The 21,414-nt window shown below is 61.2% G+C and carries 18 protein-coding genes; 6 read left to right on the plus strand and 12 right to left on the minus strand.

Annotation, left to right across the window (positions count from 1 at the left end; genetic code table 11):
- Positions 1-3 precede the first annotated feature (3 nt).
- The 8 genes from AAC077_RS09125 to cysQ all read right to left on the minus strand — a co-directional run bounded on the left by AAC077_RS09125 (position 4) and on the right by cysQ (position 8,836).
- Positions 4-1,701: a beta-1,6-N-acetylglucosaminyltransferase gene (locus AAC077_RS09125; protein ID WP_339768740.1), complete on the minus strand. Its 1,698-nt coding sequence runs from the start codon at positions 1,699-1,701 to the stop codon at positions 4-6.
- Positions 1,698-2,708, minus strand: coding sequence for a glycosyltransferase family 2 protein (locus AAC077_RS09130; protein ID WP_339768742.1), 1,011 nt, complete (start codon positions 2,706-2,708; stop codon positions 1,698-1,700). The genes AAC077_RS09125 and AAC077_RS09130 overlap by 4 nt, the downstream gene beginning before the upstream one ends.
- A 48-nt stretch (positions 2,709-2,756) precedes the next feature.
- Positions 2,757-3,959 (minus strand): glycosyltransferase family 1 protein, encoded by a 1,203-nt coding sequence (locus tag AAC077_RS09135; RefSeq protein ID WP_339768744.1) that lies wholly within the window; start codon positions 3,957-3,959, stop codon positions 2,757-2,759.
- A complete protein-coding gene (gene galE, locus AAC077_RS09140; protein WP_339768746.1) occupies positions 3,949-4,935 on the minus strand; it encodes a UDP-glucose 4-epimerase GalE in 987 nt (328 codons plus the stop codon). Before galE ends, AAC077_RS09135 begins: the two co-directional genes overlap by 11 nt.
- 19 nt (positions 4,936-4,954) lie before the next feature.
- A complete protein-coding gene (gene galU / locus AAC077_RS09145) occupies positions 4,955-5,848 on the minus strand; it encodes a UTP--glucose-1-phosphate uridylyltransferase GalU (RefSeq protein ID WP_339768748.1) in 894 nt (297 codons plus the stop codon).
- A gap of 158 nt (positions 5,849-6,006) precedes the next feature.
- Entirely contained in the window at positions 6,007-7,239 is a 1,233-nt protein-coding gene (locus tag AAC077_RS09150; RefSeq protein ID WP_339768749.1) for a glycosyltransferase, read from the minus strand.
- Positions 7,236-8,039 (minus strand): manno-octulosonate cytidylyltransferase, encoded by an 804-nt coding sequence (locus AAC077_RS09155; protein ID WP_339768750.1) that lies wholly within the window; start codon positions 8,037-8,039, stop codon positions 7,236-7,238. The genes AAC077_RS09150 and AAC077_RS09155 overlap by 4 nt, the downstream gene beginning before the upstream one ends.
- Complete coding sequence (gene cysQ, locus AAC077_RS09160) at positions 8,039-8,836, minus strand: 3'(2'),5'-bisphosphate nucleotidase CysQ (RefSeq protein WP_339768751.1); 798 nt, start codon at positions 8,834-8,836, stop codon at positions 8,039-8,041. Before cysQ ends, AAC077_RS09155 begins: the two co-directional genes overlap by 1 nt.
- Positions 8,837-8,954: 118 nt before the next feature.
- Here cysQ and AAC077_RS09165 point away from each other — a divergent pair, with 118 nt between their 5' ends.
- Together AAC077_RS09165 and AAC077_RS09170 are read left to right on the plus strand one after the other, a co-directional pair.
- On the plus strand, positions 8,955-9,779 hold the full coding sequence (locus tag AAC077_RS09165) for an ABC transporter permease (protein ID WP_339768753.1): 825 nt from the start codon (positions 8,955-8,957) through the stop codon (positions 9,777-9,779).
- Positions 9,780-9,796: 17 nt separating this feature from the next.
- Positions 9,797-10,375 (plus strand): SH3 domain-containing protein, encoded by a 579-nt coding sequence (locus tag AAC077_RS09170; protein ID WP_339768754.1) that lies wholly within the window; start codon positions 9,797-9,799, stop codon positions 10,373-10,375.
- Here AAC077_RS09170 and AAC077_RS09175 read toward each other — a convergent pair.
- The gene (locus AAC077_RS09175; RefSeq protein WP_339768755.1) at positions 10,372-10,974 is read right to left on the minus strand and encodes an alpha-ketoglutarate-dependent dioxygenase AlkB; all 603 of its coding nucleotides are present in this window, start codon (positions 10,972-10,974) and stop codon (positions 10,372-10,374) included. The genes AAC077_RS09170 and AAC077_RS09175 overlap by 4 nt on opposite strands.
- Positions 10,975-11,163: 189 nt before the next feature.
- On the opposite strand from AAC077_RS09175, the gene dnaK reads away from it, so the two are divergent.
- From dnaK to radC, 4 genes are all read left to right on the plus strand, one after another.
- Positions 11,164-13,074, plus strand: a complete 1,911-nt coding sequence (gene dnaK, locus AAC077_RS09180; RefSeq protein ID WP_339768757.1) for a molecular chaperone DnaK — start codon at positions 11,164-11,166, stop codon at positions 13,072-13,074.
- Between the two features lie 77 nt (positions 13,075-13,151).
- Positions 13,152-14,303: a molecular chaperone DnaJ gene (gene dnaJ / locus AAC077_RS09185; RefSeq protein WP_339768759.1), complete on the plus strand. Its 1,152-nt coding sequence runs from the start codon at positions 13,152-13,154 to the stop codon at positions 14,301-14,303.
- Positions 14,304-14,391: 88 nt separating this feature from the next.
- The gene (locus tag AAC077_RS09190) at positions 14,392-15,201 is read left to right on the plus strand and encodes a class I SAM-dependent methyltransferase (RefSeq protein ID WP_339768761.1); all 810 of its coding nucleotides are present in this window, start codon (positions 14,392-14,394) and stop codon (positions 15,199-15,201) included.
- Between the two features lie 43 nt (positions 15,202-15,244).
- Positions 15,245-15,994, plus strand: coding sequence for a DNA repair protein RadC (gene radC, locus AAC077_RS09195; RefSeq protein ID WP_339768762.1), 750 nt, complete (start codon positions 15,245-15,247; stop codon positions 15,992-15,994).
- Here radC and AAC077_RS09200 read toward each other — a convergent pair.
- From AAC077_RS09200 to secA, 3 genes are all read right to left on the minus strand, one after another.
- Positions 15,991-17,550, minus strand: coding sequence for a phosphate ABC transporter substrate-binding/OmpA family protein (locus AAC077_RS09200; protein ID WP_339768764.1), 1,560 nt, complete (start codon positions 17,548-17,550; stop codon positions 15,991-15,993). The genes radC and AAC077_RS09200 overlap by 4 nt on opposite strands.
- A gap of 20 nt (positions 17,551-17,570) precedes the next feature.
- A complete protein-coding gene (locus tag AAC077_RS09205) occupies positions 17,571-18,563 on the minus strand; it encodes a hypothetical protein (RefSeq protein WP_339768766.1) in 993 nt (330 codons plus the stop codon).
- 118 nt (positions 18,564-18,681) lie between these two features.
- A complete protein-coding gene (gene secA, locus AAC077_RS09210) occupies positions 18,682-21,390 on the minus strand; it encodes a preprotein translocase subunit SecA (RefSeq protein WP_339768768.1) in 2,709 nt (902 codons plus the stop codon).
- Positions 21,391-21,414 lie beyond the last annotated feature (24 nt).

Genomic DNA, 21,414 nt, shown 5'->3' on the forward strand with positions numbered 1-21,414 from the left:
CGTTTATCTTACCAAATAGGGTTTTCGCGGCGCTTCGACCTGCGTTTCAAAGCCGCGTTCGACAGGGAAATCCCCCATCAGATAGGGGTGCATTCCCTGATTCTTCAGGTTTTGCAAGAACTGGCCAAACCCGCTTAGGTCAACCATCTTCGGCACTTCGGACAGGCGGCGTTGCTGGGTTGGCCCGATCTCGTCCAGAATGCCCTGAAGCGGCTCCATCGGGGCCTCGATGAATTCGGCCATCATCCAGATACGCACCCGCGCCTTGGTATAGGGCGACCGCAGCACGTTCAGAAAATCGCTTTCGATCTTCTGCATCGCCGCCGCCTCTTTGCGGATGTCCAGAAAGTTGCGGTTCGACCGGAACAGCGGCACCGCCCATGCGCCACTGATCACCGAAATCTGGGCGTTGGGGTCTTTGGCCATGCGCCAGTTGATCGTCTGGTTGTCCGCCGGTCCAAACTGAAAACACTGCCGTTCGCCGCGTGTGTTCCAGATCAGGTTGGTCAAGAACGCCGCCGCGTTATAGTCGCGCAACTTGGGCGCTTCGCTCAGCGCGCCGTGGATCGTTGTCTGGCCTTCGGCAAAATGGGCACGGTCCGGTGCAAACAGGTGGCCATGCACCCGCGCGCCAGTGGCCTTGGCCAGCCACGGATCAAAGTTTTCAAACACTTCGGAAAAGCCGCAGAACACCGAATAGGGCGCAGCCGTCACGCCGTTTTCCCAGTCCTCGTTGGGGAAACGGCTTTGCATATACAGGCCCGGCCGCCCGCGAGTCCGCCGGTCTACAGCCTTGGCAAAGATACGGTCGATCTTGCCGGGGTTGGGTTCGGTCCGTTTCATCGCACCGGCAGGGTCGGTCAGAAACGCCTCGTACAGACGATCAGCATAGGGCCAGATCTTGCGCGCCACGAAACAGTCGGACCGGCGCAGCAATTGCAGGTGGTCATCGTAGAAAATGTGCGGTTTGCCCTGAAAGTCGAACTTGGACAGGGTCAGCGACCGGCTTTCGATCTTGATCGCATATTGCCGCGCAAGGGTCTGGAAATAGCTTTCGTCAGGGATCCAGACCTGGCGGAAATAGCGGTCGTATTCGGCGCGATCCGGGTCTTGCAGGATCGCCGACAGGGTCTGACGGGTCAAACACCACCATTGCGACCCCATATGCGGCGTCAGCCCGTTGGGGATCTTGCGCCGCAGCCGCAGCCTGCGCTGCAACTCGACGTATTTGTCGAACAGGAACCGATTGCGCTTCCACGAAAACGGGAACCGCAGGGTGAACCGTTCATGGTCCAGCCCGCCCACCGTCCACGGCACATCGGCGGTTGTGGCGCTTTCGATGAAATCGGTCTGCGGGCGCGCTTCCAGGTATTCGATCAGCTCTTCGACCGGCCGCAGCGGCAGACAGGACCCCGACGCCAGATAGACATGGCGCACCTGCCGGAACCTTTCCAGCATCAGCTCGGACGCGGACTGCGACGCGGCGACGATGCCCCAGGTGCCCCATTCACAACGGTATCGTTTGCTGAACTCGACGCTTTTGACATCGGACAGCGACGCCACGAACCGTTCATAGGTGGCGCGCGCCACGCCCTTGTCCACATGGATCACCACCGGACAGCCCGCCGCCGCCCAGTGCCGCGCCGCCTGTTCGGCACGGCCAAGGGCGGTGTGCACCAGCATGATGATCCCGACGGTCACGCCCAGTTGCCTTTCGACATCAGGCCCAGAATCTCAAGCTGCCGCCAGTTGATGTATTTCTCGGACCATTTGCACCACAGGTCGGGATCGTCTTTCAGGCTTTCGGCATAGGCCTTGTATTCGACCGACGCGCTGTAGTGCTGGCCACGGCTCAGCTCTTCTGCCGCCTTCGACGTGAACGTGTCCAGAAACTTGGCATGCAGCAACACGCCGCTGGCTTTTTCACCGCCCCATTCGTCATAGACCTGATTCAACCCGCGCGGCAGCAGCATGTGGGTCGAACTGACGTAGGCGTATCTTTTGTCCCACTTGACCAAGGGCACCTTGTTCAGCGCGGGGGCATTCTCGGGCTGGTCAGCAAAGAAAACGCGCGCCCTCGGGCCACCCTGAATCCACAGGTTTCCAAACAGACGGTTGCGCGACATCGTATAGTTGCCGCTGTCAAACCAGCCTGCAATCTCGATCGGGTTCTGTCCCTGCTGATAGGGATGCGCATCCAGCCGTCCCTTGGGGTACATATCCAGCAACATCGCGCTGAACGATTTGATCGACGACGCGTCCAGCCAGTCGGTCAGCGCGCGCAGCGGACGGGTGTCGCAGAACGGATAGATCAGAAATTCGTCGGGATCGACCGTCAGGCACCAGTGACCGTGGGCGTGTTTGATCATCAACCAGTTCAGCCAGTCGACGCCAAAGCGGGATTTCTTGTAGCTGGCCTTGGTGCGCCAGACCGAGACATCGGGCTGGTCAGCCAGATAATCAGCCGAGCCATCGGTGCTGTCATTGTCCACGATAAAGAAATGGTTAACACCTTGTTCCCGATAGTAATCCAGGAAATAGGGCAGCCGGATTTTCTCGTTCCGCTGGGTCGAGAACAACAGGATATCGTTGGGGCGGATCGTGCCTGTGCGGTCGGCAATACGGGTCAGTTCACGACGTTTGCGAAAGGCACGGATGCGCCAACGCTTGCGCTGCAACCTGAGTCTGTATGACAGCCAGACGCCCAAACTTCTTGCCCCTTCCCCGCCGGAAAATATCCGGCCCCAATGCGCTTATCAAAGCGACCTTAACACGGTGTTGAAGTGTTGGGACCAGCCCGGAGCCTGAAATTGACTTTTTTCCCGGCCCTGTGACCCTGCTTCTGCCATGTCTTTTATCGTCTTTTCCCACAGATACCGATCATCGGCGGGCACGTAAACGGGAATATTTCCAAGGATTTCGCGTATCACTGGCAAATCATTCGCAACCACGGGCACGCCCAGCGCCGCCGCCTCGACCGGGGGCAGGCCATAGCCTTCGGCGAAACTGGGAAACAGCAGCCCGCACGACCCCGCCAACAGCGCCGCGACAGCGCCATCGGACAGGCCCGCGCGTTCGATCACCCGCGTGTCGGTGCGACTGTCCAGCCGGGCAAAAACCGCCGCGTTGTTCCACCCGCGCGCGCCACAGATCACCAGCGTCGGGGCCTCTGCGCCCATCGCGTCCCAGACGTCCAGCAACAGCGCGTGGTTCTTGCGCGGCTCGATGGTGCCGACGCTGACGAAATACGGACCGGCAGGCGGCAGGTCATCGGGCAACAAGTCGGGCTGTGGTATGCTCAGGTCTGTTCCCAGATGGGCGACAATCCCCTCGGGCACCGGCCCCCACTGCGCCATCAGCCGCCCCGCGCGGTCCAGCGTGTCGGCGGAATTGCAAATGATCACATCGGCGCAAGCCTGCACGCGGCGCATCTTGGCGCGAAACGGTTCGACCGTTTCGGGGCGCTGGAACTGCGGATACTCCAGCGGGATCACGTCATGGACAAACACGCCGATACGCCCGCCCAAACCCTGTGCCGCCTGCAAGACACGGTCGGTCAGGTTGGAATGTCCGGTGTTCAGATAGGTGGTGCCTTGCGGCAGGTGCCGACGCAACATTGCGCCCAGCCCGCGCGGCAGCGTCCGGGCGATGGCCAGCTTGCGCACATCGGTCTGCGCCGCCCGCTGCACCGCCGTCTGCCCGCGCGCCAACCGCGACCGCAGATCGGGCGTGGACCACGACACAGAGCCATCCAGCCGCTGCGCCAGCGCGCCCATGCCTGCGCGGTCAAATAGTACATATCCCAGCGAAGTACGTACAAGACCAAAGGCGGGCACATCATCCGCCACCAGCCTGCGCAAATAGGCCATCTCGACCCGGTCCACCCCCGTCAGAACGCGGCCAGCCCGACGCACAAGCCGCGTCAGGTCCAACAGCCGCGCGGGCGGGTTATTTGTCAAAGTGGCCAGTTTGGTGCCATCTCCAGGCGTCAGCGATCATGGTGTTCAGGTTCGACCGGTCCGGCTGCCAGCCCAGTTCGGCCACCGCACGCGTAGACCCCGACACCAGCTTGGTTGCGTCCCCGGCCCGGCGCGCGCCCTCGTTGAACGGCACGGCGCGATTGGTGACAGCGCGCGACTGGTCGATGACCTCCCGCACGGAAAAACCGGTGCCGGTGCCCAGATTGAACACACGGCTGCCCTTGCCGTCTTGCAGCCATTTCAGGCCCAACACATGCGCGTCCACTAGATCGCAGACATGCACGTAATCGCGGATACAGGTGCCGTCGGGTGTGTCGTAGTCGGTGCCAAAGATGGTCAGCGCATCACGCTTGCCGTCGATGGCGTCCAGCATCAGCGGGATCAGATGCGTCTCGGGCTGGTGGAACTCGCCCACCTCGGCCTCGGGGTCGGCACCGGCCACGTTGAAATAGCGAAAGATCACATTGCGCAGCCCGTGCGCCGCTTCGAAATCGCGCAGGATGTCCTCGATGGCACGCTTGGACGCACCATAGGCGTTGATCGGATACTGTGAACTGTTTTCGTCCAGCACCACATTGTCCTGATCGCCATAGGTCGCACAGGTGGACGAGAACACAAAGTTCATGCAGGCCGCATCAACCGCCGCCTCGATCAGGTTCAGCGATCCGCCGACGTTGTTGTGCCAGTAGCGGCCCGGTTGCGACATGCTTTCCCCAACCTGGCTGAGCGCCGCGAAATGCATCACGGCCACCGGCGCATATTTGGCGAACACCTCGTCCAGTCGGGACCGGTCCATCAGGTCGCCCTGTTCGAACGGTCCAAATTTCACCGCGTCCTGCCAGCCGGTGACAAGGTTGTCGAAAGTCACGGGCACATAGCCCGCGCGGCGCAATGCCTTGCAGGCGTGCGCGCCGATATAGCCCGCACCACCTGTTACCAATACATGATTATCCACTTGCAGCCCCCGGTCCGCGTTATTCCGCGGCCTTTTCCATATTCACAATATCACGGATATAGGCGGCCAGATCGTCCCGCAACTCTTCGCGCGCCAGACCAAAGGACACCGTGGCCTGAAGAAAACCCGACTTGGACCCACAATCAAAACGCTGACCGCGAAAGCGGTAACCGTAAACGGGATTGTCCTGCGCAATCTCGTCGGCAATGGCGTCGGTCAACTGGATTTCGCCACCGGCCCCGGATTTCATGCGGTTGAGGTTGCTTAGAACGTTGGGCGACAGGATGTAACGGCCGATCACAGCAAGGTTCGACGGCGCTGTGCCGGGTTCGGGTTTCTCGACCATGCTCTTGACTTTGACCATATCGCCCATGTCTTCGCTGACTTCCAGAACACCGTAGGACGACGCCTTTTCGGGCGGCACTTCCATCGCGGCAACCATGCTGCCGCCGGTTTCTGCATAGGCCTCGACCATCTGCTGCAAGCACGGCTTTTCTGCGGCAATCACATCGTCCGGCAGGATCACGGCAAAGGGTTCGTTGCCGATCAGACGACGGGCACACCAGACCGCGTGGCCCAGACCCAGCGCCTTGTGCTGACGGATATAGGCAATCGCGCCCGAGTCCATGTTGGTGTCCTTGAGGACCTCCAACAGCTCGGTCTTGTTCTTTTTGCGCAGCTCTTGTTCCAGCTGCGGCGCGTGGTCGAAATAATCCTCAAGCGCACCTTTGCCGCGCGAGGTGACAAAGATAAATTCCTTGATCCCTGCCGCCCGCGCCTCGTCGATGGCGTACTGGATCAACGGGCGGTCGACCAAGGTCATGATCTCTTTCGGCACCGATTTGGTCGCAGGCAAAAACCGCGTTCCCAGACCCGCCACCGGAAAAATGGCTTTTGTTACTTTTTTGGGCATATTCTTGTCCTTGTTATTCTATTTGCCGCGCCTGCCGATTGCTAAGCGGACATAATCAAAAAAACTTCGCCATTATGATGGCACATTTTTCAGCTTGCTACGTATTTGAACCAATACAAACGCTCTTCCAATGTCTTTGTCCCTAAAACTCCAGGTCTTCAAACCGATCCGCCGCGAATAACAGCTATTCTTTGTATCTCGGCGCAAAAACGATCAGCGAAACGCCAAAACTTTATCAACATCTGATTGCGGCTGCTTTTTCCAAACAGACCACCGCGTTGCTCCCAATAACCGTCCGGATGGAATCTTGCTTGATGGTACAAAGCATTCGGTAACAGAATGATCAAGGTCATGACCTCGCCATTTTTCACCCTACGGCGGGCTTCTGCGCGTGCCCTGGCAACGCCCGCACGGCGCGCGGTCATATAGGCCACGTTTTTGGTCAGTGGGGCGATCTTTTTAAAGGGCGAATTGGGGGTCTTGTCGACATGCCCGTCGCCCATTCGGCGTGCGATGCCCTGACCATACCCCTGATCCAGCCGCGAGATCAGACCCGTCACCGCACGTGGTTCAATGTGACCACTGACCATAAGGCGCTCAGCGCGTCTGCGTTCGGACCGGCGAATGGCGCGCCAATGGTCGCGGCGCTTGTCCTGCGGGATGAACTTGCGTTGAAACACCGCCCAGCTTGCGCCGATGTCGAACAGGTCTGTCGGCACACGGTCGGCGCGGCGCAGCCTGTTCGCGGCAAAACCGTGATGCACCTGCGCGCGGGGCACGATGGCACAGGCATATCCGGCCTTGGCCAGCCGCATGTTCAGGTCGGTTTCATCCAGAAAATAGTGATAGGCAGGGTCAAACCCGCCGATGTCCACCAACACATCGCGGCGCACCGCCATATTGGTGCCTTCGGTCTTGGCGCATTGCTCGGGCGTGGGCTGAACCACGACCGTATCCAACCCCGATATCGGCAGATCGACCGCATGGCCCATGGCGTCCAGCGTGCGCCCTTTCCACTGATAGGAAATACCGTTGCGGCCCCGCACATAGCCGCCCGCCACCACGACGTTGTGCTGCTGCATCGCCTGCGTCAGATGGGTCAGCCAGGTGGGTTCCGGCACCGCGTCATCGTCAACAAAGGCCACGATTTCGCCCGCCGCCGCATTGATCCCGACGTTGCGCGCGGCAGATATGTTTGCATCATCGAACCCGATGATCTTGATCTGCCTGGCAAAGGGCAGCGCCTGGGCCGCGGCGACACCCGCCGGGTCGGCCACCACCACGATCTCGAACGGGTCATAATGCAGTTGCATGCACCCTGTCAGGCACACACTCAACGCCTCCGGTCGACCGCGGCTGACAATCACCACGCTGACCGAAGGATGGGTCATTCCAGACCCATCTGGGACATCATCGTCTCGATCCGGGGCACGTCTTCGGGGTTGTTCAGTTCCCAGAACTGACGCCCGCGCGCGTCCACCTCGACACATAGAACCGCGCCGCCGCTTTCCATGAACCGCAACTGCTCCAGCCCTTCGAGCTGTTCCAGCGGACCCACGGCCCAACCGGGATAGGCCGCCAGCGCCGCAGGCCGGTAGGCGTAGACCCCGACATGATGGAAAACAGGCGTCTCGGTCACGTCGTCCGCATAGGTTGTGCCGATGTAGGGGATCACTTCCTTGCTGAAATACAGCGCCTTGCGGTTGCCATCAAAGACCGCCGTTGTGCCGCCGACACGGCCCGCTTTGCGGTCGGCCAGAAAGCCGTTCAACGTGGCCCCGTCACAGCGCAACACCGGCGTGGCAATGTCGGCATCCTGCGACGCCTGCATAGCTTCGATCAATGCCTCGACGAACCACGGCGGCGTCAAGGGCGCGTCGCCTTGCAGGTTCACGACCACATCATACCCCCCGCCCAGCGCCGCATGTGCCTCGGCGCAGCGTTCGGTGCCATTGGCGCATTGGGTCGAGGTCATCACAACCTCGGCCCCGAACGCCTGCGCTGCATCGGCGATCCGGTCGTCATCGGTGGCCACAACCACACGGTCGACCCCCTGCACCGACATGGCCGCGCGCCAACTGCGTTCGATCAATGTCGACGCCACACCGCTGGCCCCGGTCAATGCCACCAACGGCTTGCCGGGATAGCGGGTCGAGGCGTAGCGGGCCGGGATGACAACCAGTACCGACATCAGGCGGGCTTCAGCGCCACATCGGGCGAATAGGCGATGAAGAACGGGTTGGCATAGTCGTCCTTGCCATAGGTCAGATCGCTGTGATCATCAAAGCGCACGACCTTGCCACCCGCGCCCAGCAGCACGGCATGACCTGCGGCGGTGTCCCATTCCATCGTGCGCCCCAGACGCGGGTACAGGTCCGCCTCGCCGGTGGCGATCAGGCAGAATTTCAGCGACGACCCGGCGGATGTCATATCCTTGACCGCATATTTATTGATGTAATCATCGGTCGCCTGATCGCGGTGCGATTTCGACGCGACCACCATCAGCGCATCATTGTCCGGCTGGGACACCTGCAAAGGCGTCAGCGAACCGATCAAATCTTTTTGAAAGGGTCCGGCCTCTTCCACGGTCTGACCGTTGGCCTGCGTGAAGAACATGCGGTTCTTGGCAGGGGCATAGACCACCCCGCGCGTCGGTTTGCCGCCTTCGACCAGTGCGATGTTCACGGTGAAATCGCCGCGACGGTGCACGAATTCCTTGGTGCCATCCAGCGGATCGACGATCAGGAACGTGTCACCCGTGGTGTCGTGCGTGTCCGATTGTTCCTCTGTTACCAGCATCATATCGGGAAACGCCTCGCGCAGACCCTCCGAGATGATCGCATCGGCGGCTTCGTCGGCGGCGGTTACGGGGCTGTCGTCTGACTTGGTCTTTACCTCGAAATCGTCGGCGTCATAGATCTCCATGATCCTGTCCCCGGCTTCCAGCGCCAAACGGCGCATGACAGGCACCAAAGTCTCGTAATTCATGAAATAATCCCCTTGCTCGGCCTAGATTGAAATGCGTGCAGGTTCACCTTATGATGCCGCAGTAACGGAACGGCAAGATTTCCCTGCGACTTTCGCACCACCAGAGGCACGACCGCACATGTTCCAATCAACGCGCAAGCCACAATCGGGCATCGGGACCGCGATCCTGATCGCTGAACTGGTCTATCATTCGGTCGTGCGCAATGTGCGAAAAACCCACAACAATGCCTTTATGGCCATTGGCATGAACATGCTGCAGGCCGCAATTTTCGTGTTGGCGTTCTATGTCATGTTTTCGGTGCTGGGCCTGCGCGGTGCGGCGCTGAGGGGGGATTTTCTGGTCTACATCATGTCGGGCATTTTCCTGTACATGACCCACACCAAAACGCTGGGCGCGGTCGTGGGATCAGAAGGTCCCGCCAGCCCGATGATGCAGCACGCACCGATGAACACCATCATCTCGATCGCCTCCGCGGCCGTGGGGACGCTGTATATTCAGGTTCTTTCGCTGTTCATGATCCTGTTCATCTACCACGTGGCCTTTGTGCCGCTTGAAATCGACCGCCCGATTGCCGCCTTTGGCATGTTGCTGGTGGCGTGGTTCACCGGCCTGTCGCTGGGTCTGGTGCTGCTGTCGATCAAGCCGTGGTTTCCGACGTTTGTGAACATTTTCACCACGATCTACCAGCGCGCCAACATGATCGCCTCGGGCAAGATGTTCGTGGCCAACACGCTGCCCGGCTATATGCTGGCGATGTTCGACTGGAACCCGTTGTTCCATTGCATCGATCAGGCGCGCGGCTTTGCCTTTATCAACTATGCGCCGCACCATTCGTCGATCACCTATCCGATCTATGTCGGGATCGTACTGATCATGCTGGGGCTGATGGGCGAATTCTACACCCGCCGCCATGCCTCGCTTAGCTGGGGCGCGCGGCGGTGATCCGGGCGCTGTTAACAGTGGCATTGCTGTGTTGGGGCGCGCAGGCCAGTTGGGCCTTTGACCTTCCGGCGCTTTACCACGTGATCGACGTGGCTGACGACGATGTGCTGAACGTGCGCGCACAGCCCACCGTGCAAAGCCGCATCATCGGTACGCTTCTGCACAACGAAGCGGGCGTCGAGGTGATGGCCCTGTCCGACGACGGCAAATGGGGTCTGGTCAACGTGGGTGAAACCGCGGGCTGGGCCGCAATCCGGTTTTTACAACGCAGCGGTGCGCCAAGCGGCCCGTTGCACGCCGAATGCGGCGGGACAGAGCCGTTCTGGAGCCTGTCGCTGGACGCCACCCATGTGTTCCGCGACCCCGAGACCGGATCGCAGCCTTACCGGCACATGGTCGAACTGTCATCACCCAACACGACCAACAGCATCGCGGTTCTGGGCAATGGCCCCGGCGGCCAGATGGTCGCCACGATAGATGCCCGGGCCTGTTCCGACGGCATGTCTGACCGTGCCTATGGCCTGTCCATCGGACTGGTGCTGACCGGAAATGACGGCCCGCGCTATCTGACCGGCTGCTGTTCGCTCGCCCCTTAATCCACCACCCGCAGCGTCAGGTTGATCCGCCCGCCCTTGGGCAACAACGTGCCTGCGCCGAACTTGATCCGGTCAACCCCGTGGTACACCAGCCGCGCCGGCCCGCCCAGCACCACAACGTCGCCACTGTCCAGCCAGACCGATTCGGTCTTGCCGCCGCGTGTTTGGTTGCCGACCCGAAACAACCCCGGATCGCCCAGCGACACCGATACGACGGGCCAGGCAAAGTCCGCCTCGTCCCGATCCTGATGCAATCCCATCCGCGCGCCTTCGCCGTAATAGTTGATCAGGCAGCAATCGGGCCGCCGTTCCAGTCCGGTCAGCCTGTCCCAGATCGCCAGAACCGCATCGGGCACCGGCGGCCATGCCACCCCGGACGGATGCCGGTCCGCATAACGGTAACCGCTGCGGTCCGAAAACCAGCCATAGCGCCCCGCCGAGGTCATGCGCACCGACATCGGTTTGCCATAAGGCGTGTCGGGCCGGAACAACGGCGCCTGGGCCGCAACACCGCGCACGGCCTCCAGCAGATCGGCCTGCGCGGCGCGATCCAGAAAATCTTTGTGAATTTCGACATCCCGCAGGATCAATTTGGTCATATCCGCATCAAACCATGAAAATTCGCCTTAAAGCCCCCGCAACAGCGGTTGCAGGGTGCTTTTACCCTCCTTATATACCCATCGAACCGCACGGGGCACTCCGCTTCGTGACATATCATTCGGGGCTTGGGTGCCGAAACGGGCCCACGTCTCGTGTCATCGCCTTGAGTAGAAAAAGGGATCGAAAATATGGCTAAAGTCATTGGTATTGACCTTGGAACAACAAACAGCTGCATCGCCATCATGGATGGCAGCCAACCGCGCGTCATCGAAAACGCCGAAGGCGCACGCACAACACCATCCATCGTTGCGTTCACAGACGACGAGCGTCTGGTCGGCCAGCCCGCCAAACGGCAGGCCGTGACCAACCCCGACAACACAATCTTTGGCGTCAAGCGCCTGATCGGCCGTCGCAATGACGACGCGGATCTGGCCAAGGACAAAAAGAACCTGCCGTTCACCGTCATCGACGGCGGCAACGGCGACGCATGGGTTCAGGCCAAAGGCGAGAAATATTCGCCCAGCCAGATCTCGGCCTTTATTCTGGGCAAGATGAAAGAAACCGCCGAGAGCTATCTTGGTGAGGAAGTGACCCAGGCGGTCATCACCGTTCCGGCATACTTCAACGACGCCCAGCGTCAGGCCACTAAGGACGCAGGCAAGATCGCCGGTCTGGAAGTGCTGCGGATCATCAACGAACCGACAGCCGCCGCGCTGGCTTATGGTCTGGACAAAGAGAACACGCAAACCATCGCGGTCTATGACCTTGGCGGCGGTACATTCGACGTGACCATTCTGGAAATCGACGACGGTCTGTTCGAAGTGAAATCGACCAACGGCGACACCTTCCTGGGTGGTGAAGACTTTGACATGCGCATCGTCAACTATCTGGCGGGCGAGTTCAAAAAAGAACACAACGTCGACCTGACACAGGACAAGATGGCGTTGCAGCGTCTGAAAGAAGCTGCCGAAAAAGCCAAGATCGAACTGTCCTCGTCCTCGCAAACCGAGATCAACCAGCCGTTTATCTCGATGGGGTCGAACGGCCAGCCGCTGCACATGGTCATGAAACTGACCCGTGCCAAGCTGGAATCGCTGGTCAGCGACCTGATCAAGGCGTCGATGAAACCCTGCGCCGCTGCGTTGAAAGACGCGGGCCTGTCCGCATCCGACATCGACGAAGTCGTGTTGGTCGGCGGTATGACCCGTATGCCGCGCGTCATCGAAGAAGTGACCAAGTTCTTTGGCAAAGAGCCGCACAAGGGTGTGAACCCTGACGAAGTCGTGGCCCTGGGCGCCGCCATTCAGGCCGGTGTTCTGCAAGGCGACGTCAAGGACGTGGTTCTGCTGGACGTGACACCGCTGAGCTTGGGTATCGAAACACTGGGTGGCGTGTTCACCCGCCTGATCGACCGCAACACCACGATCCCGACGAAAAAGTCGCAGGTGTTCTCGACCGCCGAAGACAACCAGAACGCCGTGACCATCCGGGTGTTCCAGGGTGAGCGTGAAATGGCTGCCGACAACAAGATCCTCGGCGCCTTCAACCTTGAAAACATCCCGCCTGCTCCGCGCGGTATGCCCCAGATCGAAGTGACCTTCGACATCGACGCCAACGGCATCGTGTCGGTTGGCGCCTTGGACAAGGGCACCGGCAAAGAGCAGAAGATCACGATCCAGGCGTCGGGCGGTCTGTCCGATGACGACATCGAGAAAATGGTCAAGGATGCCGAAGAGAACGCCGAGGCGGACAAAGAGCGCCGCAGCCTGATCGAAGCGAAGAACCAGGCCGAAAGCCTGATCCACTCGACCGAGAAGTCGGTGGAAGAGCATTCGGACAAGGTCGATCCGACCACGGTCGAAGCGATCGAACTGGCCATCGCCGCGTTGAAAGACGAGCTGGAAACAGACAACGTCGACAAGATCAAATCGGGCATCCAGAACGTGACCGAAGCGGCCATGAAACTGGGCGAAGCGATCTACAAAGCGGCACAAGACCAAGGTGACGATGCACCGCACGCCGCCGACGAGCCACGCGGCGACGATGACGACATCGTTGACGCCGAGTTCGAAGATCTCGACGACGACAAGCGCGCTTAAGCATTCGTACGGAACCACTCAGAGGGCCGGTCCGATCTCCGGGCCGGCCCTCGACGTTCCAGACAAGGACATGACACATGGCAAAACGTGACTATTACGAGGTCCTTGGGGTCGCAAAAGGCGCGTCAGCAGACGAGATCAAAAAAGGCTACCGCACCAAAGCCAAAGAACTGCACCCCGACCGCAACGCCGACAACCCCAAGGCCGAAGCACAGTTCAAAGAGGCCAACGAAGCCTACGAAGTGCTTAAGGACGCCGACAAAAAAGCGGCCTATGACCGCTACGGCCACGCCGCATTCGAAGGCGGCATGGGCGGCGGCGGACGACCCGGCGGCGGCTTTGGCGGCGGCGGTCAGGGCGATTTCGGATCGGCTTTCTCCGATGTCTTCGACGATCTGTTTGGCGACTTCATGGGCGGCCAGCGCGGCGGCGGACGCCGTGCCGCGCGCGGCTCGGACCTGCGCTATAACCTGCGGGTGTCGCTGGAAGACGCCTATGCCGGCCTGCAAAAAACGATCAACGTGCCCACCGCGGTCTCGTGCTCGGTCTGTAACGGATCGGGTGCCGAAAACGGCGCCGAACCCACGACCTGTCCGACCTGTTCCGGCATGGGCAAGGTCCGCGCACAGCAGGGCTTTTTCACCGTAGAACGCACCTGCCCGACCTGCTCGGGCCTGGGCCAGATCATCAAGAACCCCTGTAGCGCCTGTCAGGGCGCCGGCCGCGTGGAAAAAGACCGCGCGTTGTCGGTGAACATCCCCGCCGGCGTCGAAACCGGCACCCGCATCCGTCTGGCCGGCGAAGGCGAGGCCGGCATGCGCGGCGGGCCAACCGGCGATCTGTACATCTTTATCGAGGTGACCGAACACAAACTGTTCGAACGCGACGGCAACAACCTGTATTGCCGCGTGCCGGTCAGCATGGGAACCGCCGCCCTGGGTGGCAGCATCGAAGTGCCGACCATCGACGGTGGCCGTGGCCGCGTGCAGATCCCCGCAGGGTCGCAATCGGGCCGCCAGATGCGCCTGCGCGCCAAGGGCATGCCCGCCCTGCGCGGCGGTGGTCCGGGCGATATGTTCATCGAACTGGCGGTGGAAACGCCGGTGAACCTGACCAGCCGCCAAAAGGAACTGCTGCGCGAATTCGAAGACCTCTCGGAAGAGAACAACCCCGAATCCAGCAGCTTTTTCTCGTCTGTCAAATCCTTCTGGGATTCGATGAAAGGCTAAGACTTGCGCGGCGGGCGATCCCCCGCCGCGCAGCCCTCGCACATCTGGTGGGGCGTGTTATACCCGCACAAAGTTTACGGGGGCGCAGATGGACTATTCCGAATTCCGGCAGGACGAAATCAACGGCTGGTCGCAGCGTGCGGGCGGCTATGGTAAGGCAACGGCGCTTGCCACGGTTCAGACCATCCCCACCCTGCTGGCCGCTGTGCGCCTGTACCCCGGTGCGCGCATGCTGGATGCGGGCTGTGGCCCCGGTTATGCCGCAGGGGCCGCGATGGCGCTGGGGGCGTCCTGTGTGGGCGTAGACAACGCACCCGCGATGATCGACGCCGCGCACACGCGCTATCCCGGAAGCGAATTCAAGACAGGCGACATCGAGGCGCTGGATTTCCCCGACCACAGCTTTGACATCGTGGCGGCCAATATCGTGCTGTTTCACGTGACCGACCCGCGCAAATCCATCGCCGAAGCGTTTCGCGTGCTGCGCCCCGGCGGGCGGTTTGCGTTCAGCCAGTGGTGCGGGCCGGACCGGTCGGAATGCTACAAGATGATCTATGATGTGATCGCCGCCCATGCCGATATGACACTGGCCAGCCCCGCGCCCAATGCGTTCGACCTGTCGCAGCCCGACCATGCCAAATCGGTGCTGGAGGATGCGGGATTTACCGATACCGCCACGGCCCACGTGCCGAACGTGCTGCGCACCGGCGCCGACAGCTTTTACGACTTTTTCATGCAATTCGGCGTGCGCATTCCGCTGATCATGCAGCGGCAATCCGAACAGGTGCAGGCCACCGTGCGCGCCGAAATCGACGCCCGTGCGCAAGCGTTCCGCGTCGGCGACGAATTTCATATGCCAATGCCCAGCATCGTGGTGTCGGGGCAGCGTCCCTCCTGACACGTTAACCCCGTGGTAACCAACGACACCGCAAGCTGGCGGCATGTCCAGTTTTGCCGAACAACCCCTGCCCTTCGACTTTGACGAAGCGACGCCCGTGTCCCTGCCCGCCGGGCCGCGCCCGTCGTATATTGTCGACCACCGTGCGCGTCTGCGGGCGCGGTTCATGGCAGGCGGCGCGCAGGCGATGCCCGATTACGAACTGCTGGAACTGGTCCTGTTCCGCGCCATCCCGCGCCGCGACGTGAAGCCGTTGGCCTATGATCTGTTGCAAAAATTCGGTGACTTTAACCGCGTCATCACCGCCCCCGAACCCCGCCTGCGCGAGGTCAGCGGCGTAGGGGATGCGGTGATCGTCGAGTTGAAGATCGTCGAGGCGGCAGCGCACCGGATGGCCCGCGCCAAGGTGCTGAACCAACACGCCATTTCAAGCTGGGATGCGCTGGTGGATTACTGCCACACCACAATGGCGCACCGCGAGACCGAACAGTTCCGCGTGCTGTATCTGGATCGCAAGAACGTCCTGATCGCAGACGAGGAACAGGCCAAGGGCACCGTGGATCACGTGCCCGTTTACCCGCGCGAGGTGGCCAAGCGGGCACTGGAGCTGAACGCCTCGGCGCTGATATTGGTACACAACCACCCGTCAGGCGACCCGACCCCCAGCCAGTCGGACATCTCCATGACCCAGCAGATCGAGGCAGCCTGCGTTGCATTGGGCCTGTCGCTGCACGACCATCTGATCGTGGGCAAATCCCGCGAGCTTAGCTTTAAGTCAGAGGGGTATCTTTAACGCACCCAGACCTCGACCCGGCGATTCGCCTGCCTGCCCCACGCGCTGTCGTCGCAGGCCATCGGCAGCGCCTCGCCAAAGGCATCTACGTCCAGCGTTACGCGTTTGGTGTCCTCGGTCTGGGCCGCCTCGGTGATCGCACGGCGCACCGCATCTGCGCGACGCAGGGCGATGTTGCGGTTGGCCGCTGACGGGCCGTCGCCATCGCTGAAGCCCACGAACAGGATACGGCGCGCGTCATAGGTGCCGACCTCCATCGCACGGGCAAGTTGCTGCACGTTGCTGCGCGATTGCGCGTCCAGCCGGATCGACCCTGCCTCGAACCGGAACGACGTGGTCAGCCGCGCCATACCGTCCAGCGTGCGCACCATGCGTTGCAGCTCGTCCAGCGAAATCTCGGGGCCTGCGGTGCTGATGGCGTTGGCAAAACGGTTGCCTTGCATATCAATCGACACCTCTTCGGGGGACTGATCGACAAAACCGGCGCGGCGGATCACCACCTGTGCCGTCGGGCCGCGGGTAAAGGCCAGAAACTCACGCGCAATCTGGGGCAGACGGCGTGCGGGCAGATACAGGAACATCGGCGCGGTCAGCGGATAATCTTCGGTCTTGATCGTGCGCCGCCCGGCCTCAAGCGCAAAGCCGCAGTCGCCGGTCAGCACCAGCGGCACCGTATTCCCCACCTCGGCATAGCTGGCGATACCAATGGCAAACGGGTCGTCCATCACCGCCGCCGACAGCGCTGTGCCCAGCGGATGCCGCACCACGCTTTCTGCAATCTCCAGCCGCACGGGCTGCATCACCTGATCGGCCACCGCCTGCCCCAGACCTGTTGCAGCTTGCGGCAGATGCAGAGAAATCGGCGCATCGACGCCGCCCAGCTCTTGCCAGTTCGTCACCTGCCCCGAAAACACGCGTGCCAGATCCTGCGGCGAAATGCTGCGCACCGGATTGCCCGGGGCCACCACCGGCACAACCGCATCCAGCGCCAGAACGCGGCTGCGGTGCAGGCCGGTCATATCGCCCATCCCCGCCTCGCGCGCGCGCTGCCGCTCGCCGGGTCGTATCTCGCGCAGGGCCATAACGATGTCGGCCTCGTTGGCCAGAAGGTCGGCAAATCCCTCGTCCGTGGTGGTCACCCGGAAATGAAACCGCGCCGCCAGTTTGCCGGTTTCGGTGTTGGTCAGAAGATAGCGAAAACGGGTGTCGTCCACGGCCTCGCGCACGGCTTCGTAACCGGCGCGTTGGGCAAACCCCTCGACCAGCGCGGGCATCAAAACCGCGCCCATGGTCGTCGAGCCGGACACAGACAGGTCGGCCACGTAGTCTTGCAGGTTCGGACAGGCCGGTCCGTCGCACAGCACGCCGGAACTGTCGACGGTCAGCTCGCCATAGTCGGTTTCAAGCCTGTAGAACTCGCCGTCGAATCCCAACAGCGTCCCGCTCAGCTCAATCCCGCCGTCGCGCGATGTCAGCGTGACATCCTGCGCCAGCGCCGGAACCGTGAAGCCAAAAAGGAAAAGTGCGGCGAAAGCCGCCGCACGTTTCAAAACCATGGTGAAACCCCTGACGCGAATTACTTTTGCGCGACTTTCAGGTCTTGGATCAAATTGTTCAATACCAGAAAGCTGCCGATGGTGTCACAACCCGGCATGGTCAGGTCCAGATTGCGGGTGGTGATGTCGCCATCGCGCACTTCCAGCGACTGCGCTTCGATGTCCAGACCGCAGTTGAACAGGCTGACTTCGATCTCGGCGCTCAGGTCAACCACGCCCGCTTGGCGGGATGCGCCCGAGGGGTAGGTGTAAATGTCGGCCACCATCGCATCCGACGCCGTCTGGTCGCCCAGCCGCATCAGAAAGCCGCCCTCGCCGCTGATGGCCTGCACCGGATCGCCGGGGGATTCGGCCCAGATGTCCCCTTGGGTGCCATAGTCCGCCCCGAACTCCCGCGCATGGATCTGGAAACCGGCGTCGCCTTTCCATTGCAGGACGGCACGGTCAAACTGGTTCAGGCTGGGCACATCGGTTTGCGCCACGGCCCCGTCGCCATTGGCAAACGCCACAACAATCACCGCAGGGTCCGCCAACACCGGCATGGACAGGTCCAGCGCGCCGGTGGCATCGGTGGTTTCGGTGAACCGCATGCCGCTGTGGTGCACGGTCAGGCGTTCATTGGCAAAGCAGGGCGCGATGACTGTCAGATCAACCAGCCCAAGGCCCGATGGCTTTGCCACGGCCGTCACGCTGCACGACTGGCCGGGCGCCACGTCAGAGGTATCGGGAGAAACCAGCGTATCAACAGGCCCCAGGGCCACCACCGTGTCGCGGCGGCCTGCGTCCGGCGCATCCTGATCCAGCGCCGACGTCAGAATGATGTCGTGCACGTCCAGCACCGGACCATCCAAGGCCGCGGTATCGACCGGAGCCTGCACCGCAACCGGCGCCTGAACCGCCTTGGCCGCGCCATAACGGCTTTCGGCGGTGTCGCTGTTTTGCATGATGAATCCGATACCAACCGCACACACAAGTGTGCCGCCAGCCGTCGCAATCTGTTTGTAATACGCCATTGATCCTTGCCCTCTGAAAATTGGGTCAGAATCAAAGATCGCAAATAAACGGGGCCAAGTTATGGCCCTATTTGGGGGCAATGCGGCGCGATTGTGTCGCGCCGCGCGACAATGCGTTTTAGCTTAGCGTGCCGTGGCAATGCTTGAACTTCTTGCCCGACCCGCAAGGGCACGCCTCGTTCCGGCCCGGGTTGCCCCATGTGGTCGGATCGTTTTCGTCAAAGCCGGTCGCAACCGCTTCGGCGGATGGCGCGGGCGTTTGTGCATCGCGCGAATCCTTGGCGGCCTGCTGCAACTCGGCCTGTTGGGCCGCCGCTTGTTCCAGCATCTCGGCGCGCTCTTCCTCGGTCATGGGACGGATCTGCGCCAGTTTTTGCGTCACGTCTTCACGCAGCGAATCCAGCATCACCTCGAACAACTGGAAGGCTTCGTTCTTGTATTCGTTCAGCGGATCGCGCTGCGCATAGCCGCGGAACCCAACGACCGACCGCAGGTGGTCCAGCGTCAGCAGGTGTTCGCGCCACTTGCCGTCGATGGCTTGCAGCAAGACCTGCTTTTCGATCATCCGCATGTTCTCGGGGCCGAACACTTCGGCCTTTTCCACCATCAGTTTGTCGGTGGCTTCGATCAGACGTTCGCGGACCTGTTCGTCGTCCACGCCATCCTCTTCGGCCCATGCCATCACCGGCACGTCGATGCCCAGGTTTTCGATCACAGCGGCATACAGCCCTTCGGTGTTCCACTGATCGGCATAGGTCCCTTGGGGCATGTACTGGTCGATCAGATCGTCGATCACCTGTTCGCGCATGTCAGACGCGATTTCCGACAGATCCTCGGCTTCCATGATGTCGCGGCGCTGGCTGAACACAACCTTACGCTGGTCGTTCATCACGTCATCGAATTTCAGCAACTGCTTGCGCATGTCAAAGTTGCGGCCTTCGACCTTGGCCTGCGCGCGTTCCAGCGATTTGTTCACCCACGGGTGAATGATCGCCTCGCCCTCTTCCATGCCCAGGGTTTTCAGAACCTTGTCCAAACGGTCCGAGCCGAAAATGCGCATCAGGTCGTCTTCGAGCGACAGATAGAACGACGTGCGCCCGGGGTCACCCTGACGGCCCGAACGGCCACGCAGCTGGTTGTCGATGCGGCGGCTTTCGTGGCGTTCCGATGCCAGAACGAACAGACCGCCCGCCGCCAGCACTTTTTGCTTTTCTTCCTCGTGCTCGGCCTCGATCCGCGCGCGGATCGCTTCGGGGTCGGCATCGGGATCGGCGGTCAGCGCCTCAAGGACCTTCAGATCGACGTTGCCGCCCAACTGGATGTCGGTGCCGCGACCGGCCATGTTGGTCGCAATGGTCACTGCGCCGAATTTGCCCGCGTCCGCGATAATCTGCGCTTCCTGTTCGTGCTGGCGCGCGTTCAGGACGTTATGCGGAATGCCCTTTTCGGTCAGGATCGCCGCGAACATCTCGGATTTTTCAATCGACGTGGTGCCGACCAGCACAGGCTGGCCTTTTTCGTGGGCTTCCTTGATCTCGTCGATCATCGCCGCGTATTTCTCGGCGGCGGTGCGATAAACGCGGTCGTCTTCGTCAACGCGGGCGATGGGCCGGTTGGTGGGCACTTCGATCACGCCCAGACCGTAGATTTCGCTGAATTCCTCGGCTTCGGTCAATGCCGTGCCGGTCATGCCCGCCAGCTTGTCGTACAGCCGGAAATAGTTCTGGAATGTCACGCTGGCCAGCGTCACGTTCTCGGGCTGGATCTTGACGCCTTCCTTGGCCTCGATGGCCTGGTGCAGACCTTCGGACAGACGGCGACCGGCCATCATGCGGCCGGTGAATTCGTCGATCAGCACAACCTCGTCGTTGCGCACGATATAGTCTTTGTCTTTGTGGAACAGTGTGTGCGCCCGCAAACCCTGGTTGACGTGGTGCACGATCGACGTGCTTTCGGGATCGTACAGGGTCATGCCCTCTTCGATCAGACCGCGCGCCAGCAATTGCTGTTCCAGAAACTCGTTGCCCTCTTCGGTAAAGGACACGTTGCGGGTTTTCTCGTCGACGGAATAGTGGGTTTCGTCCAGCAGCGGAATCACCGCATCAATGGTCTGATACAGCTCGGACCGGTCATCCAGTGGCCCCGAGATAATCAGCGGCGTGCGCGCTTCGTCGACCAGAATACTGTCAACTTCGTCCACAATCGCAAAATTGTGACCGCGCTGCACCATTTGGCTCAGCTCGCTTTTCATATTGTCGCGCAGATAGTCGAACCCAAGCTCGTTGTTGGTGGCATAGGTCACGTCACAGGCATAGGCCGCGCGCTTGTTGTCTTCGCCCATACCGCCCCAGGCACAGTCGCTGGTCAGACCAAGGTGGGCAAACACCTTGCCCATCCATTCGGCATCGCGGCGCGCCAGGTATTCGTTGACGGTCACCACGTGCACACCCTTGCCGGTCAAGGCATTCAGATAGGCGGCGAAACTGGCGGTCAGGGTTTTGCCCTCGCCCGTCTTTTGTTCGGCAATATTGCCCCGATGCAGGAAAATCGCGCCCATCAACTGGGTGTCAAATGCCCGCAAACCCAGCGCACGGCGGGCGGCCTCTCGGCAGTTGGCAAAGGCTTCGGGCAGCAGATCGTCCAGGCTTTCGCCTTCCATCGCCCGCTTGGCCAGCTCCTCGGTCTTGTCCTTCAGGCCCGCGTCGCTCAGCGCCTCGAATTCAGGCTCCAGCGCGTTGATCTGTTCGACCAGCGGTCGCACCGATTTGATCAGTCGATCATTGGGGGTCCCAAAGACCTTTTTGGCAAGTGTTCCGATACCGAGCATGCGTTCTCCAGCCGATCTTGTGTC

Origin of the sequence: uncultured Pseudosulfitobacter sp., assembly GCF_963976325.1 — a bacterium.
Taxonomy (GTDB): domain Bacteria; phylum Pseudomonadota; class Alphaproteobacteria; order Rhodobacterales; family Rhodobacteraceae; genus Pseudosulfitobacter.